The sequence below is a fragment of the Bradyrhizobium sp. AZCC 2289 genome, from assembly GCF_036924615.1.
GTDB lineage: Bacteria > Pseudomonadota > Alphaproteobacteria > Rhizobiales > Xanthobacteraceae > Bradyrhizobium.
In genome coordinates this window covers 4,772,071-4,788,204 of sequence record NZ_JAZHRY010000001.1, presented here as the reverse complement: position 1 = coordinate 4,788,204, position 16,134 = coordinate 4,772,071, and the positions used below count along the sequence as shown (strand labels likewise).

The 16,134-nt window shown below is 59.3% G+C and carries 13 protein-coding genes, 1 tRNA gene and 1 pseudogene; 6 read left to right on the top strand and 9 right to left on the bottom strand.

Going from position 1 to position 16,134, the window contains the following annotated elements; translation table 11 throughout:
* Window positions 1-271: 271 nt before the first annotated feature.
* Both V1289_RS22760 and V1289_RS22755 read right to left on the bottom strand, forming a co-directional pair.
* Window positions 272-1,015: a hypothetical protein gene (locus V1289_RS22760; protein WP_334398968.1), complete on the bottom strand. Its 744-nt coding sequence runs from the start codon at window positions 1,013-1,015 to the stop codon at window positions 272-274.
* Between the two features lie 1,306 nt (window positions 1,016-2,321).
* A complete protein-coding gene (locus tag V1289_RS22755; RefSeq protein ID WP_334398966.1) occupies window positions 2,322-2,471 on the bottom strand; it encodes a hypothetical protein in 150 nt (49 codons plus the stop codon).
* Here V1289_RS22755 and V1289_RS22750 point away from each other — a divergent pair.
* Window positions 2,470-3,249 (top strand): DUF3800 domain-containing protein, encoded by a 780-nt coding sequence (locus V1289_RS22750; RefSeq protein WP_334398964.1) that lies wholly within the window; start codon window positions 2,470-2,472, stop codon window positions 3,247-3,249. The genes V1289_RS22755 and V1289_RS22750 overlap by 2 nt on opposite strands.
* A gap of 169 nt (window positions 3,250-3,418) precedes the next feature.
* On the opposite strand, the pseudogene V1289_RS22745 reads toward V1289_RS22750, so the two are convergent.
* Window positions 3,419-3,985 (bottom strand): annotated as a pseudogene (locus V1289_RS22745) (transposase); the annotation flags it as partial.
* A 61-nt stretch (window positions 3,986-4,046) separates the two neighbouring features.
* Complete coding sequence (locus V1289_RS22740) at window positions 4,047-5,753, bottom strand: hypothetical protein (protein WP_334398962.1); 1,707 nt, start codon at window positions 5,751-5,753, stop codon at window positions 4,047-4,049.
* A gap of 160 nt (window positions 5,754-5,913) precedes the next feature.
* Between V1289_RS22740 and V1289_RS22735 the strand changes: the two genes are divergently transcribed.
* Together V1289_RS22735 and V1289_RS22730 are read left to right on the top strand one after the other, a co-directional pair.
* Window positions 5,914-6,123, top strand: coding sequence for a helix-turn-helix domain-containing protein (locus tag V1289_RS22735; RefSeq protein ID WP_334398960.1), 210 nt, complete (start codon window positions 5,914-5,916; stop codon window positions 6,121-6,123).
* Window positions 6,124-6,381: 258 nt separating this feature from the next.
* Window positions 6,382-7,263, top strand: a complete 882-nt coding sequence (locus tag V1289_RS22730) for an ArdC family protein (RefSeq protein WP_334398958.1) — start codon at window positions 6,382-6,384, stop codon at window positions 7,261-7,263.
* A gap of 303 nt (window positions 7,264-7,566) precedes the next feature.
* On the opposite strand, the gene V1289_RS22725 is transcribed toward V1289_RS22730, so the two are convergent.
* Window positions 7,567-7,656 (bottom strand) — tRNA-Ser (locus V1289_RS22725).
* Between the two features lie 198 nt (window positions 7,657-7,854).
* On the opposite strand from V1289_RS22725, the gene V1289_RS22720 reads away from it, so the two are divergent.
* Complete coding sequence (locus V1289_RS22720) at window positions 7,855-8,199, top strand: hypothetical protein (protein WP_442896057.1); 345 nt, start codon at window positions 7,855-7,857, stop codon at window positions 8,197-8,199.
* A 383-nt stretch (window positions 8,200-8,582) separates the two neighbouring features.
* Here V1289_RS22720 and V1289_RS22715 read toward each other — a convergent pair whose 3' ends face one another.
* The 3 genes from V1289_RS22715 to V1289_RS22705 form a co-directional block, all read right to left on the bottom strand.
* Window positions 8,583-10,043, bottom strand: coding sequence for a trehalose-6-phosphate synthase (locus V1289_RS22715; RefSeq protein ID WP_334398956.1), 1,461 nt, complete (start codon window positions 10,041-10,043; stop codon window positions 8,583-8,585).
* Window positions 10,044-10,247: 204 nt separating this feature from the next.
* A complete protein-coding gene (gene otsB / locus V1289_RS22710) occupies window positions 10,248-11,084 on the bottom strand; it encodes a trehalose-phosphatase (RefSeq protein ID WP_334398954.1) in 837 nt (278 codons plus the stop codon).
* Between the two features lie 6 nt (window positions 11,085-11,090).
* Complete coding sequence (locus tag V1289_RS22705) at window positions 11,091-12,578, bottom strand: MFS transporter (RefSeq protein WP_334398951.1); 1,488 nt, start codon at window positions 12,576-12,578, stop codon at window positions 11,091-11,093.
* Between the two features lie 185 nt (window positions 12,579-12,763).
* On the opposite strand from V1289_RS22705, the gene V1289_RS22700 reads away from it, so the two are divergent.
* On the top strand, window positions 12,764-13,093 hold the full coding sequence (locus tag V1289_RS22700; RefSeq protein ID WP_334398949.1) for a DUF3175 domain-containing protein: 330 nt from the start codon (window positions 12,764-12,766) through the stop codon (window positions 13,091-13,093).
* 155 nt (window positions 13,094-13,248) lie between these two features.
* Here V1289_RS22700 and V1289_RS22695 read toward each other — a convergent pair whose 3' ends face one another.
* Complete coding sequence (locus V1289_RS22695) at window positions 13,249-15,282, bottom strand: methyl-accepting chemotaxis protein (protein ID WP_334398948.1); 2,034 nt, start codon at window positions 15,280-15,282, stop codon at window positions 13,249-13,251.
* Between the two features lie 333 nt (window positions 15,283-15,615).
* Between V1289_RS22695 and V1289_RS22690 the strand changes: the two genes are divergently transcribed.
* Complete coding sequence (locus V1289_RS22690; protein WP_074271780.1) at window positions 15,616-16,101, top strand: (2Fe-2S)-binding protein; 486 nt, start codon at window positions 15,616-15,618, stop codon at window positions 16,099-16,101.
* Window positions 16,102-16,134 lie beyond the last annotated feature (33 nt).

The window sequence follows — 16,134 nt, the reverse complement described above, 5'->3', positions numbered from 1 at the left end:
AGCCTGCTTCTTCGAGCAAGGTGGCCCGCAAAGACGAGGCGACGCTTCGGCACCGCAAACAAACGGAGACTTCTCCAATGCCTGCCAAGACGTTGAAAAGGTTCACGCGAGAAAGAATGGCTCGCCATGGATAAGCGGCTTTAGCCCCACCTCTCTGATGGGTTGTGGAAAATGCCACTTGGATTCTCAACCATCAGATGTACTGTCTGCTAAATGTTCTGGAAAGCATCTGGGGGCGACATGGGCGCGGGCAAGCTTACGCTATTGCCAATCAATAGCGTTGAACTAGATCGGACCAATCCGCGTAATCGTCGGCGGTCTTATCACCCTCTTCGACATAGACGCGCAATTTGCAATCATACGCGCGGGCTCGCTTAGCGGCTCGCTCGCAAATGACGGAAAATGCTGTTTGGCAGAGATTCCAAGTTTGCCTGCCGTACTTGTCTCGATAACGTTTGTTATATCCGGGCCTGTCCACAACTGCGGCATAGCCGATGACGGGGATTTTCGTAAGCATTGCACTCAGATCGCGCATAAATTGACCGCGATCTTCGACTGAAGCTGTTCTCAACCAAGAGAAACGCTTGTCCATCAAACGAATATCATAAGAGTGCAAGGGGTATTTGATGCCCCATTTCTCGCAAAACTCAGCGTGAAGGGTGCGAATAACACCGCCGTCTACTTCCTTCATAAGGAAGCCGCCAAGCGTGAACCAGTCCCGGTAAGTCAGATCCTCGACTACTTTCCTGTCCGGATTCCTTGTTCCAGAATCGTCCATATATAGGCACATTATCTTTGGCATGGCGGTCTCGTGGCAAAAAGACAGGCGCAGGGAGAGAAGTTCAAACAGGCCATTCGCGAGCCAGAAGCGAACGACAACGAAAAGAGCTTGGACGAGAAGCTGGGCAGAATCTCCGGTTGTGGGAAACAGACTCTCACAACTTAGCCGATTCTCATGCTCGCTCGAAGCGTTGGGTTTGTTAAGTGCCGGGTTACCGAAATCCCGGGCGATCAATCTTGATTTTCACCGAGTGAATTGTAACCGCGAGCAATCGCATTCGGCAGTGTCTCGCACACGAGAACAGCTCAGCTTAGTGCGGCTTTTCTTGTGCCGCGAATTCGCGAAGTCGCCGCTGACAAACGCTCGACCGTCCAAACCTTAACAATTTCTTAACGGCCCTTTTTGACCCAGCGATATTTCTCAGCCCCTTCTCGCGCGCGCGGTGACGGGGGGCCTGTCCATGCACCCCCGGGGGGTAGAATTGCGCCCAACCTAGAAGCCTTGCCCGACGCGGCTATGGCATGCGGCCGATGATGGTCGCGTCAACCATAACAGCGAGGCAAGCATGAAGCGTGATCTCTACGCCGAGGTATCGGCGCGCATTGTTGCAGAGTTAGAAGCCGGCGCCGCCGCGGTCTGAGGTTGGGCGCGAGGGTCTGCGGTGATGCGGCGCGGGATGGTTCTGGTGGTATCGTCAGCGTGGCTGTTCGCCAGATGGCTCGCCTACCGGTCCTTTTGCCACGAGCTACGCGGCGGATCGGCACGCGATGAATACAACGACCCAGACCTATTGATGCGCCACGGCCGATCCGCGATTTAACTGGCGCGAGGCGTGCTTGTCGGACCCCGCCAAGTGGATGTGCGAAGCGGCTGTTCACTCGCGGATCGGGATTATGCACTTTGCACACCCAAACAGTGGATAGCTTCGATTTATTAGTGAGATAGCGGAGTTCGACTCCGGGGAATTTCAGGAAATCTGGTATGAGTCCCTCTGGTTGTTACAACCTGATTCGATCAACCGGAGATTCCAATCGTGGGTGCAGATGCATATCTGGCCGCTAGGGCGGCCTTCGAGCGGGCAAACGCTAACGTAAGCAACTTGGGAACAAGGATTGCTAGGATCGGCGAAGCCCTGAAGATAAATCGCGGCTCATTCTGCTTTTCCAACGTGCAGGGTGGCTTCCCTGCCGATGTTGTCATGGGTCGCCAGTCTATTACGGATGACGGCAATACGTGGCCATCAGCTACCGCCATCAACGCTTCGCTAGTGGAATGGCATCAAGCCAAGCAAGCGATGCTCACTGCCTATGGGAGCATTCCGCAGGATCAGCGGTCGGGGGTAGTCCCTCCGGCTCAATAATTCTAATCGTGCCCGACTCCGTTTCGACGGATAGGGACAACGGTGTTCCGGTCACGGCATAGTGCAGCGCGGCGACGGCCTTAAAGGTCGTCACCGCTATTTCGCGGTCGGTCATAGTGGGGTCACCCTTGTGTCCATCGCGCCACGGCAGCTAACCAGCCGCCATTGGCAACGCACCGCCTACTTGGACTTTTTCTTAGGCGGCGGAGGCTTCTGCCGGGCGATCTTGCCCAGCCTCTCGTTGAAGCGCTTTTCGCTGTCGTCCGTTTCGAGTTCACGGGCGGCGGCTCTGAACTTAGCCACCTGACCAGAGGCTTTTTTAACTGCCATGACGTGTCGCCTGTTTATCGATGAGGTTGGCAATGATGATGTCAAAACTCCGGAAGAGCAATTCCTGAGCATTAGTGGCATCATTGCGAAGAAACGTGGCCACGATCATATCATTACGCCAGAGATCGAAAGGCTAAAGACGGACATTTTCAAGCACCATCCGACTACTAACCAGGTCATTCTACATCGTCGCGAAATTGTCCGGAAGGAACCGCCATTTGAAGCGCTTTGGGATCCCGCAATAAATACGGAATGGCAAATCAGGATTCTCGGCCTCATTGAGACTTTGCCGTATATTGCCCTGACTGTCCTAATCGATAAGCACGCCCATGTTCAGAGATATCCAGTTTGGCATTTCAATCCGTACCACTATTGCATGCGGGCAATCGTGGAGCGGTATGTCCTCTGGCTAAACCGCAAGGGTCTGACTGGCGATGTGGTTGCAGAGCCGCGCTTTAAGAAGGTCGATATGGCTCTGAAGAAATCGTTCGCCTACATCTACAACCACGGAACCGAAAATATCCCTCCGAAGATTATCCAGAAGTGTCTCACGTCCCACGAAATCAAATTCGATCCCAAGGTCAATAACGTCTGCGGTCTGCAACTTGTTGAGATGATCGCGCACCCGAGCCATCAGTCACTAAAGGCCGAAGTGACAGGCCATCCAATGATCGCCGAGTTTGGCCTTCGGGTTGTGCAAATCCTGAATCAGAGTCGGTACAGCCGAAATCCAAAGACTGGCGATATCGGTGGGTGGGGTCGGAAACGCTTGCCTTGAAAAAAGTGCGGGGGCCTTAAAGCCCCCGTCGAGGGCGAAACACCCTCTCCCTCCGTTGAAGAATCCTACGGGCCAGCCCCGGTTCAGAGTTCAACGGATTGGCCTTAATATAAGCGATTCTTTCTCAAGAATCAACATGTTAGCTAACCCGTTGTTTCAGAATCGCTTTTTACGAACGGGTCGCTTGGCTGTGATTAGGTGACTGCCGATAGGTAAGCCGCTTGCCAACCATTCCCTTAATGGCCTTATCGGCCCTGTCCTGATCGTCAACGCCAAGCGCAATCCGGTTGCTGTAGCGGAAATCGAACTCCGCCAGATAGCGGTGCAGATGCTTCTCGCTGCAATGCTGGTAGATGCCCTTCATGCCGCGCTTGAAGATCGAATAATAGCCTTCAACCGTATTGGTGGTGATGGTGGTGGTTTCAACAATCGGCTTGCCGTCAGGGCGCTTCTTGTCGGTGACTTCGTTCCAGTAACGAACGTATTGATCCTCGCCGTCGTTCACCGCATCATGGCTGGCATACTCGCGGCCAACTTCCATGTAGTGGCGCGCTTCGTCAGTCATCAGGCCGCTTTCCCGGCAGATATTGGTCCGCAGGATAGGCGCAATGTCCGCAATCGACGTGCTGTCGACATGGAAGCTGCGCGCGGAGCCACCGCGCTCCACCAAGGTAAGCACCACGTTCTTATGCGCCGTGCCACCACGGCGGTTTTTCTTCTGGCCCTGTAGGCGGCCGTTCGACGGTGTTACCCTCGCAGCTAATTGAACGAAGTCTCATCGGAGCCAAATTCGTCAACTACCGCTCTGTCTTTGCCTTCCAAGCGCGGGCCGACCGCAACGCTTCGTCTATTTGCGCTGGTGTCATGAGTTGTGCGACCAAGTTTCGATTTCTAATCGCTTCTTGATTATCCTGCTTCGCAGCCAAATTGTACCACATGTGTGCCGCGACATAGTTCTGCTGCACGCCGCGACCCTCGTCGTACATAAGTCCAAGATTGTACTGGGCTTGGGCGTCGCCTTGGTCTGCAGCCTTCCGCCACCATCTCACCGCCTCGGCATCGTTCTGCTGTAAGCCTCGGCCTTCGTAGTACATAAGCCCGAGACTGGTCTGGGACGCGGAGTTGGCTTGATCGGCAGCGAGCCTATACCACCTCACCGCTTCGGCGTCGTTCCGCGGCACGCCTTTGCCGTTGGCGTACATCCACCCGACATTGAACTGGGCAAGCGCGTTGCCTTGACCGGCAAGCGGACGAAAGAGCCGCAGGGCGGTCGTGTAGTAGCCTTTACCAAATGCAGCGTTGGCAACTTCGAACGATTCTGAGCTGGGCAAGTCATCGAACGACGGAACACCGGGCGGAACCGCTGTCCGCTGAGTATTGGCAAGCCAGACAGCGGCTGAGCCGACCAGGAAAAGGCCGAGCGCGCACGCGATCACCAGCACGGACCTCGATGGCTGCGGCAACATGCGCAGTCCAGTTCCTCCGATCCCTCGCGCCGATAGTGTCGGCGGCGCGGCTACTGCCGGCGTCCCCTGCACATACTCAAGCTGATTGGTGGCGGCTCCCGGCCGGCGCTGCTCGTCCTCCGCCTGTCGCTGAGCCTCCACTTGCCGGGCGGGGGCAACGTCTCGGCCGCAGTAACGGCAGACCTTCGCCGCGACTTTAATCGTTTCGGCGCAGTGTTCACAGACTTTGAAACGAGCAGCATTTCGGCGGAGAATCCGGCCAAACATCCAATAGGCAAGCGGGGAAAAAAATACTGCTGGAAGCAACGCCCCAAAAACAGATGCGATTGGGTGAGCGTTGAGGTTTGCCACCAATTGGAGATAATCATAATTGGAACGCGACGGATGCAAGGCCTCGTAGACCGCAAGCCCACCGACAACAAGCATGAACAGTGCGGTCATTATGATTTGCTGGCTTTGAATACGGTCTAACCTTACCCATTCCCTCCACTTTCCTGTCGCGTACGACATTGCTGAGAAGCTAATGGACCCGACTTCCGATGGCGAATTTGAGCTGATGCCGGCTTCATCGTGATCCAACCTTTGCGCCAGCAAGATCGCGATCGTTCGTGCGCCGAACGTAAGAACCAAACCCAATGCGAGATCACCGACTTGCGACCAAACTGCATGAAATGCTGAAGCCAGCATCCCAACCGGCACAATACCGACACCGGCCAACGTTAGGCCAACTAACACACCTGTCACGCCCCAGTGATCGAACGTCACTAAGAGACCCAAAATCCATGTCGACGCACCGAAAATCACGGACGAAATCAAGAAGCCATACGCAGAAAATTCTCGCGTGGAGCGGAACGACGCGAGCGGCAGAAGTACGAAAACGCAAGCTGCAACGGCAATTGCGGCGGCAACGTTTAAATAGTCGAGTACGTTTTTCGAAACCCACAAGAGCCCTGCAAAGTACACGGCCAGGAGAAATATGAACGCCGCGGCGCCCACAACCCCTGCGAAGATAATGCCCGCGCCCCTTAATGCTCGCATGGTGGTCCTGCCCGCGCTTGCTGTCGCTCTGATACACCGTCGCCGTTTGCGGCCGTGAGGAAGGGTCTGCGCAGCAACTGCCGATCCGTCGTCTCCGCGAAAAGGTCATAGGGACTATAATCCCTAGAGACTATATGCCCGATAGTGCCCCATCCTGCCAATGCAGGATTGGCGTGCCATATTGGGAAAAAACGTTCACCGCCTACGTGTCCAAAAAGGCATGACGCAGGAGGAGCTGGCGTTTGAGGCGGAGATTGACCTCACATACATGGGAGGTATCGAACGTGGGAAGCGAAACCCCAGCCTGCTGGTGATGGCCAGGATTGCGAAGGCGCTGTCGGCCCCGCTTGCGAAGCTACTGAGTGAATGATCTGAGACCTTGCCCGGACCGCCCTCCGCCTCATGGCACATCGGCCCGCTCATCGTTAGCACTTTGTTAACGATTTACTTTTGGCAGGTTCTATCTGCGGGGCACACCTCTTCGCGCGCGCGAGATGGGTGGCCTGTCCAAGCACCCCCGGGGGTAGAATTGCGCCGTTCAGCCTGACGCAAACCTGGAAGCCTTGCCCGACGCGGCTATGGCACGCGGCCGATCGTGGTCGCGTCAGCCATAACAGCGAGGCGGGCTATGAAACGTGATCTCTACGCTGAGGTATCAGCGCGCATTGTTGCAGAGTTAGAAGCCGGCGCCGCCCCTTGGGTTAAGCCATGGTCGGCAACCCCCGGCGCGAATACCCCGTGCAATGCCGTGAGCAACCGGCCCTACTCTGGCTGCAACGTCGTTCTGTTGTGGATGGCGCAGGCGGCCGGTTATCGCACGCCTCGCTTTCTCACATTTAAGCAGGCCTTGCAGTTGGGCGGCAACGTGCGCAAGGGCGAGCACGGCACGAAGGTGTATTTCGTGAAGCAACTCCAAGTTCGGGACGAGGGCGCGGACGATAGCTCCGGAACGCGCCTAGTCCCGATGATGCGCGAGTACACGGTTTTCAACGTCGACCAATGCGAAAACCTTCCCGACAAGGTTATCACCGGGAAGCCCATGCGCGTTCGCAATCCCGACACGCGTGACGAGCTTGCCGATGCATTCCTGCACTCAACGGGCGCAGACATCCGCGAGGGCCACGGCGAAGCCTTCTATGTGCCGAGCCGAGATTTTATCTCAATGCCGGCATTCGCAGGGTTCAAGGGGGCGGATCATTTCTACAACGTGGCATTCCACGAATTAACGCACTGGACGGCACACAAGTCCCGCCTTGATCGAGATTTGAAGAACCGGTTCGGGTCACGCAATTACGCGGCCGAGGAACTGATTGCGGAGTTAGGCGCCGCCTTCCTTTGTGCGGAATTTGGTTTTGATGGTGACGTTAGGAACGCGGGCTACATCGCCAACTGGATTGAGCTTTTGAAAGCCGACAAACGGGCATTCTTTACAGCCTGCAGCCATGCAGCCAAGGCTGCGGACTACCTGCGCGGCTTGGCTCTTGCCGAGCCTTCAGAGAGGGCCGCGTGATGGGCGCCGCCCGTTCGAACCCCAGCCAACGCGCACGCTGTGAGCCGCTCTTCGACGTCGACCCGCGGACCGGCGTCAGTATCGAGGTGTTCTATTCCGACCCCACGCTGGAAACATTCGGCAGGGGCGAGGCTGGTTGGTTTTGGTGGTCTTGCCGGCGCGGCTTCGCGCCAGACGGTTCGCTTCATGGCCCATTTGCTACGAGCTATGCAGCATATCGGCAAGCTTTGTGGGCCGCTTTGGGGACCAAGGTCGACACCCGCTCAAATTTCAAAGCTAAATCAGATGGTTAGTGCGGCTTGCTGGCGGAGAGAGTGGGATTCGAACCCACGGTACGGTTTCCCGCACACACGCTTTCCAAGCGTGCGCCTTAAGCCACTCGGCCATCTCTCCGGAGGCCCTCTCTTGAAGGGGCAGGCCGCATTTTGCAAGGGAGCGCGGGCGCGGGGATTGAAATTTCCCTAATTATTTGAATATGCTACGTAATTTAGAATGGCTGGCGGCCGCGGCCGGGGCGCCTCGTAAATCCATGAACCCGAATCCGGCTGATGCCGACGACCATTAAGGGCAAATCAATTGGCGGAGGGCGGCATGATCATAACCCGGACGATCGTTTTCGCGATTTGCGTGGCTGCGGCCACCGCCGGCGCGACCGGCCCGGCGATGGCGCAGGCCTGCACCAGGCAGGGCGTCGATGTGAACTGCGACGATGGCCGGCGCGGCATCTTCACGGGAGATGCGATCATCTGGGCCGACGGGACCCGCTCGAACCTGGCCTCGCCGCATCCGAGCGTCATCATCGGCAACAAGTCGTCAGTGGTCGTCGGACAGGGCGTGTTCGTCGGCCAGGGCAAGGGCGTCGTGCCGATGGAAAATCCAAGCGACCCGCGCAAGGCGCGTTGCCCGGTGCTCGATGGCGTGTCGTATTGTTACTAGGACGCGAAATCAGATCGAACCGACGAAAACTATCCCCGTCACCCCGGCCGTGTCATCCTTTGAGGCTCGCGGAGCCTGTGATCGGGCGCGCATTCGCGCGACCCGTTGGCTCGCACCTCCAGCGATGAGCGCAATTGCGCTCACGCGGGGATGACGGAGAGTACGAACCTCATCCTGACGAGCTTGCCAACGGGTCCGCGCGAAGCGCGGCCCGATGATAAACTCCGCAAGCGTCTGGAAGGATGCGCACAACACACAGACTCGCGGCCATCCTTCGAGACGCGGCGACGACGACGCTCCTCAGGATGAGGTCCGAGATAGCTTCAGAGCCTCTCAGGATGACGAGCTGAAAACCTGCCGATTCAACTCAAAACCGTTATGCTTCAGTGATATCGCGTGTTGCTATTGATCGAACGAAGCGGCCGTAGCGCCGGTTGCTCCGCCATAATCGGCCCGATCACGCTCCTGTCGGATTGGGTGTCCTGCAGCGCGTCGACGAAATCGGCAAACCAGTCCTGGATGGTATGGCTGCGTAGTTTCGTCATCATCGCTTCCCAGCGCATCCGCCGTTCGGTCAGCGGCATCGAGAGTGCGATCGCGATGGTGCGCGCCATGCCATCGATATCGTGGGGATTTACCAAAAGCGCGGTGTCGAGTTCGTTGGCGGCGCCGGCGAATTTCGACAGCACCAACACGCCGGGATCGGCGGCGTTTTGGGCGGCGACATATTCCTTCGCGACGAGATTCATGCCGTCCTGCAATGGCGTCACCACGCCGACCTGCGCCGTGCGATAGAGACCCGCGAGCACGGCCTGGCCGTAGCCCTTGTTAAGATAGCGGATCGGCGTCCAGTCGACCTCGCCATGGTTGCCGTTGACGTCGCTGACGAGTTTTGCCACCTCGCTCTGCAGATTGCCGTAAGCCTCGATCGCGCCGCGAGACGGGGTGGCGATCTGCAGCAGAGACACCGTGCGCTTGAGCTGTGGTTGCAAGGTCCACATCCGGTCGAATGCCCTGATGCGATTGACCAGGCCCTTGGAGTAGTCCAGCCGGTCGACGCCGATCGCAAGCTTCTCGCCATTCAGGCTCCGCCGCAACCGCGATACGTCCGGATGGGTCGACGCCTTGGCCGCCAGCTGGGCGAACTTCTCCGGATCGATGCCGATGGGGAATACCGCGGCGCGCGTCTTGCCATGACGCGAGGTGACGACACCGTCGTGCACGGCGAGATCAAGATCGCACTGAACGTAAGCCAGGAAATTCTCGCAGTCTTCCTCGGTCTGGAAGCCGATCAGATCATACGCCAGCATCGCTTCGATCAGGTCGCGATGATGCGGCACGCCGCCGATCACGGCGCGCGCAGGCCAGGGCGTATGCAGGAAGAAGCCAACCGGTTGGGTGATGCCGAGATCGCGGAGCTCCGCGCCAAGCGCGAGAAAATGATAATCCTGAACCCAGAACGCGGTGTCAGGTTTCTGGAATCGCAACAGCGCGCGCGCCATGAAGGCGTTCACCTCGCGATACGACAGATAGTCGTCGTGGCAGGCGTGGATCAGATCGGCGCGGGAGTGCAGCGCCGGCCACAGCGCCGAATTCGCAAAGCCTTCGTAATAGCCGCCGTAATGTGCGGCCGGCAGATCCAGCATCGCCAGCGCGCCGGCGCCCAAGGCTTCAATCTCGGCGAATGGTTCCTTCTGGTTCCCGTCGCGGACCCGTCCGCTGGAACCGACCCAGATCGCACCGGATTCCTCGACAACCGGCAGCAAAGCGGCCGCAAGCCCCCCCGTCATGGGCTCGTTGGCCTTGGCGCGCGAAACGCGGTTTGAAACGACGACGAGGTTCACAGGGTCCCCTCCTGTTGAGGCGCGCGTGTTAACAACCATTCATCAATATGGTTCCGCGTCACCCTTTCAACGAATTGAAACCAAAATCGGACCGGATGGAGCGGAACTCACCGGAACTCACGAAAAAGAAAATTTTGCGCGAGACATCGCCCGATACGCAAAGAAACCGCATTCGATTCGACGCGCGGGAAAATCCGGCGCCGATCATGGCAGCGGTACGTCCCTTTCATCATCGAGCAGATGCGCGAGAAATTCCCGCACATCGCTCGGTGCATCGAAATGCCCGGCTACGCCGTGCGCGCGGCGGCCGACGGAAAAGGCGAGACCATCGAGATCCGGCATGATCGCGAACACCGATTCGTCGGTGACGTCGTCGCCGATGAAAAACGGACGTCTGCCCTTGAACGGTTCGCGCGTCATCAATTCCCGTACGCCGCTCGCCTTGGTGAACCCGGAATGCTTGATCTCGAAGACGCATTTTCCGGGCAGCACTTCGATTGGCGCGTTCGGCAGATCGGCCCGGATCAGGGATATCGCTTCATAGATCGCCTTTTCCGCATGCGGCGCCAGGCGATAGTGCAGCGCGAGCGAATACCCCTTGTCTTCCAGCAATATTCCTGGGCTCAGCTTGGCAATCGCCGCGAGGCGCCGTTTCAATTCCTTGTCCATCGGCGGCGCATGGGCGCCCACCGCTTCGCTGTCGGGATCGAGGCGCATCTCCGCGCCATGGCCGCCGACGGCCGGATACTGATCCGGCGCAAAGATCAGGTCGATATCATTCAGCGAACGGCCGCTGACGAGCGCGAGCGCACCGCCCGTTCGCTGCAGCAACCGGTTGAGGGTTTTCGACAGGCCCGGCGGCACCCAGACTTCACGCGGGGTCGGCGCCAGATCGAGCAGCGTGCCGTCGATGTCGAGCAACACGGCGGTCTCGCTCAAATGCGGCACCAGCGAGCGCGGCACCGGAACGGTTTCCGGTGCCGCCTCGTCTTCGGGCGACAGTTCATCTTCCAACGGCATTGCAGCCAGATCCTGATTCATCTCATCTTACTCCACGAATGCGAGCGGCCGTGCGACTGATTCGAGCGACTTCCGCTCGGCCGCGATGGCGTATCGCCACGCGACGACGGCCGCCATGACCATCAGGGCCGACCCAAAGAGGTAGCCGGCGAACACCGAGTTGCGCGATCCGGTATCGATCAGCACGCCGAACAGCGCCGGACCGGCGACGCCGCCAATTCCCGTCCCGATCGCGTAGAACAGCGCAATCGCGAGCGCGCGCACTTCCAGCGGAAATGTTTCGCTGACGGTGAGATAGGCAGCGCTCGCGGCCGGCGATGCGAAGAAGAAAATCACCATCCATGCGATGGTCTGGGTCTGCGCGCTCAAGGCGCCGATCGAGAACAGATAGCCCGACAGCGCGAGCAGCGCGCCAGACACGCCATAGGTGAACACAATCATCGTACGGCGGCCCAGCGTATCGAACAGCCGGCCGAGCAGCAGCGGGCCCAGGAAGTTTCCGGCTGCGAACGGCAGAATGTACCAGCCGACATGGCTTGCCTGAATGCCGAAGAAGTCGGTCAGCACCAGCGCAAAGGTGAAGAAGATCGCATTGTAGAAGAACGCCTGCGCGATCATCAATACCAGTCCAACCAGCGAACGCCGGCGGTAGGCGAAAAACAGCGTGTGCGCCACTTCGCGCAGCGGCGTATGATGGCGCATCCGCAATTTGATCTTCGGCAGCGCCTGATTTTGCAGATGTCCCGTTACCGATTGCTCGATATCGGCAACGATCCTGTGCGCCTCATCCGGATGCCCGTGGATCATCAGCCAGCGCGGGCTTTCCGGTATCCACATCCGCATCACGAACACGACAAGGCCGAGAGCCGCACCGGTGAAATAGGCCAGCCGCCAGCCGAGATCGGGGCCGAGCAGCGCGGGATCGAGCAGGACGATGGCGCTGGTTGCGCCCATCGCCGCCCCGATCCAGAAACTGCCGTTGATGACGAGATCGGTCCAGCCGCGATAGCGCGCCGGCACCAGTTCCTGGATCGTCGAATTGATCGCGGTATATTCACCACCGATGCCGGCGCCGGTCAGAAACCGAAACAGCGCATAGCTTGCGACATTCCAGGACAGCGCCGTCGCGGCGGTTGCCGTGAGATAGAGCGCGAGCGTGATGAAGAATAACTTCTTGCGTCCAATACGGTCGGTAAGCCAGCCGAAGCCAAGCGCGCCGAGCACGGCCCCGGCCAGATAAGCGCTGTTGGAAAGTCCGACATCGAAATTCGAAAAGCGAAGCGTGGGACTTTCCTTCAGCGCTCCGGACAGCGCACCCGCGAGCGTCACCTCCAGCCCATCCAGAATCCAGGTGATCCCGAGCGCCAGCACCACGCGGGTATGGAAGCCGCTCCAGTGCAAATTATCGAGCCGCGCCGGAATGCTGGTTTCGATGATGAGGTCGTTGTCCTGCCGCACCGGCGCGAGAACGCCATGATGTAATGCAGAGCTGCGCCGTATCCGCTGCAAATCCATCGGACCAAATCAATGAGAAACACCCCGGGACACGCGGCGCCCCAAGGTTCCCATTCCCAAACTTGCGGCAAACGGAATGCCCGCCACATAAGACAACGCGTCGGCGAGGCAGGGGTTCCCGCATTGCGGGACAGGAACCGAACCGGAGCACTGTCGTTTTTGGCTCACAACGAAAGGAGTTGACGATGGCTGAACGCCGGAACAAGGCCAAAACGAGCCGCAAAACGACAAGCGTCGGGACGTTATCGAAGCGCTGGTCGCAGCGCGTGACGCAGGAAAGCGACGCGCTCGACCTGAAACAGGGTGTCTTCAAGCTGACGAGCGCGAAGAAGATCGCGGCATCGCTGAAGCGTTCGGCCGAGCAGAGTTCGCGCCGCAAGGCCGGCGCCTATCGCTCGGCGCTGTCGATGCTGACCTTCTATATCAACCGCGCCGGCAAGACGCTGCTTAAGACGCAACGTGCGCGGCTCGAACGCGCGAAGGTCGCGTTGAAACATCAGTTTGGCAGGGAGTGACGATTAAAATCTCCGTCGTCCCGGCCTTGAGCCGGAACCCATACTCCGCGGCCGTGGTAGAGGGCACGCGGTTAGTCGCCATTTCAAATAATTACATCGGTGGTTATGGGTCCCGTCTCCTGATGCGCAATTGCGCATATGGGCCGGGACGACAACTACGCCGCCCTGATGTTCGCCATGAAGCGGTCGAGTTCTTCGCGCAGGCGCGTGCTTTCACTGGACAGCGTGCGCGCCGAGTTCAGCACTTCTTCCGACGCCGAGCCGGTTTCGGTCGCGCCGCGATTGACCCGCATGACGCTGGCGGCGGCTTCCTGGGTTCCTTGGGCCACGTTCTGGACGCTGCGCGCGATTTCCTGCGTCGCCGAGCTCTGCTGCTCGACCGCGCTGGCGATGTTCGAGGCGATGTCCGAAATCTTCCCGATGGTGCCGCCGATCTCCTTGATCGCCGCAACCGATTCCTGCGTCGCGCCCTGCATGCCCGAGATATGGTTGGAAATCTCGTCGGTCGCCTTGGCGGTTTGGCTCGCCAGCGATTTCACCTCGGACGCGACGACGGCAAATCCCCGGCCGGCATCGCCGGCGCGGGCGGCTTCAATGGTGGCGTTCAGCGCCAGCAGATTGGTCTGCTCGGCGATCGCCGTGATCAGCTTGACCACGTCGCCGATCTGTTGCGCTGCGCGCGATAATTTGCCGATCCGGCTATCGGTCTGCTCGGCCTGACGCACGGCGGCCGCCGCGATCTGGCTGGATTCTTTCACGCGCCGTCCGATCTCGTCGACGGAGGCGGAAAGCTCTTCCGTCGCCGACGCCACTGATTGCATGTTGCTGGAGGCTTCTTCCGAGGCGCCCGCAACCTGGTTCGACAGGCTCTGGGTCGTCTCCGCCGTCCGCGTCAGCGTTCCCGCCGCCGCCTCGAGTTGCACCGCGGAGGCCGAGACGTTGGAGACGATGGCGCCGACCGCCGACTCGAACTCGTCGGCAAAACGAATCAGCTCAGTGCGGCGCGCGGCGCTCGCCGCCTTGTTCTGCGCCTCCTGCGTGGCGGCATCGTGCTCCGCCCTCGCGATCGCCTGCACCTTGAATTCTTCCACCGCACCCGCCATTTCGCCGAGTTCATCCCTGCGCCCGAGCCCCGGCAGCACGACGTCGAAATTACCGCCGGCGAGTTCACGCATCGCCCTGCACATCGCGGCAATCGGCCGCGAGATTCCCGTACCCAGCAGGAATGCCCAGACGACACCGAGCAGGAAGCCGCCGGCGGCCAGCATCAGGATCAGCTGCTCGGTCTCGCCGATGGCTGCATGCGACTCGGCTTCAAGCCGCTTCTGATCGGCAAACAGATCCGACTTCATCGCCCCCGAGCCGTGGTCGATGGCGGCCGCGGACTCGGTCATTTCGATGGTTAGTTCGTCGATCTCTTTGGAATTCTCGATCAGCTTGGTAAGCGCTTGCTGGTATTCCTCCAGCAGAGCGGAAGCTTCCTTCAACCCCTGCACGATCTTTTCTTCCTTGGACGAGATCGCGTGCATCGAGTTCTCGACAAACTTGAGCCGCGCCATTGCGCTGGCGGCGACCGCCTTGTCGGAATTGATCACGAAGGTATTGGCAAGCGCCGTCGCCGCCTGAAGCTGGTCGGACACTTTCTTGGCGCCGAACTGAATCGCCTGACGCTCTGAATCGTCGGCATTGCTGGGGAGATCGTCGAGCTTGTAACGCAGCGAGGTGGCGCTACGGGCGAGGCGGTTTTGCGCGATCATCGCGCTCTCTTCCTTCACCTTGAGGATATCGGCAAATATCTTGGTGAAGGCGCGGAATTCCCGCTCCAGTTTGGTGATCTGGTCGAGCCGCGCCGGGTTGGTCGTGCCCTTCATCGACTGGATGATGGCGTCCCTGAGGCTGGCTTCGGCCGCCAGCGCTGCCTTGCCGTCCTCTTCCTTGGCGGTGACGACATAATACCGCGCCAGCGAACGGTACGAGATCAGCTCGCGGTCGATGTTGCGGGCCAGGTCGGCTTCCGCGACGCTCTGGCGGTAGGACCCCACGCCCGCGGACACCCGCTCGAAGCCCATATAGGCAAAACCCATGCTGGCGGCCGAAATCGCCAGCGTAACGGCAAAGCCGAGCATGATCTTGGTGCGGAAACGAAGGGTTGGGAATTTGATCGATCGCGACCCGCTACGTCCTGACAATCCCACCGCAACCCCCGTCTTCGTTCTGAAAACCCAACGGATTCCGGAAGCTTGGCCCCCTGACCCGACGCGCAAAACTAAGGCAGAATGAATAAGGGTGCGTAAATATACCGTGGGTTTCGGGGGTTGTGGGCGCCCAAAATGTGCAGGGGGAGCTGGACACGAAGTCGACTTCACCTCCCCCTCCCCCGGAGGGGCAGGACGGACGCGCCGGCGACCTGGCGCGTGCCAATCACGTCATCACAATGACACCGGCGACCAAAATCCTAGTTGCAAGTTCCCTCGCCCCTGTTTCTAATTGGAATAATTACAAAACATCGGGAGGTATCACGCGTGTCTACAATCAAACTGACGGTGAACGGCAAGGCCGTCTCGGCCGATGTTGAGGACCGGACCCTCTTGGTCCATCTCTTGCGCGAAAATCTGAACCTGACCGGCACCCATGTCGGCTGCGACACCAGCCAGTGCGGCGCCTGTGTGGTCCATATCGACGGCAAAGCGGTCAAATCCTGTACCGTGCTGGCGGGACAGGCCGCAGGCTCCAATGTCACCACCATCGAGGGCATCGCCAAGGGCGACCAACTGCACCCGATGCAGGCCGCTTTCCGCGACAATCATGGCCTGCAATGCGGCTACTGCACCCCCGGCATGATCATGTCGGCGATCGACATCGTGCACCGCTACGGCGGCAAGCTCGACGAGGCGACCGTCCGGCACGAGCTGGAAGGTAATATCTGCCGCTGCACCGGCTACCATAACATCGTCAAATCGGTGCTCGATGCGGCCGGCCGCATGAACGTCTCGCAGGCGGCGGAATAGCCGCCGCAGGCAACCAATACCGAATTCAAGACC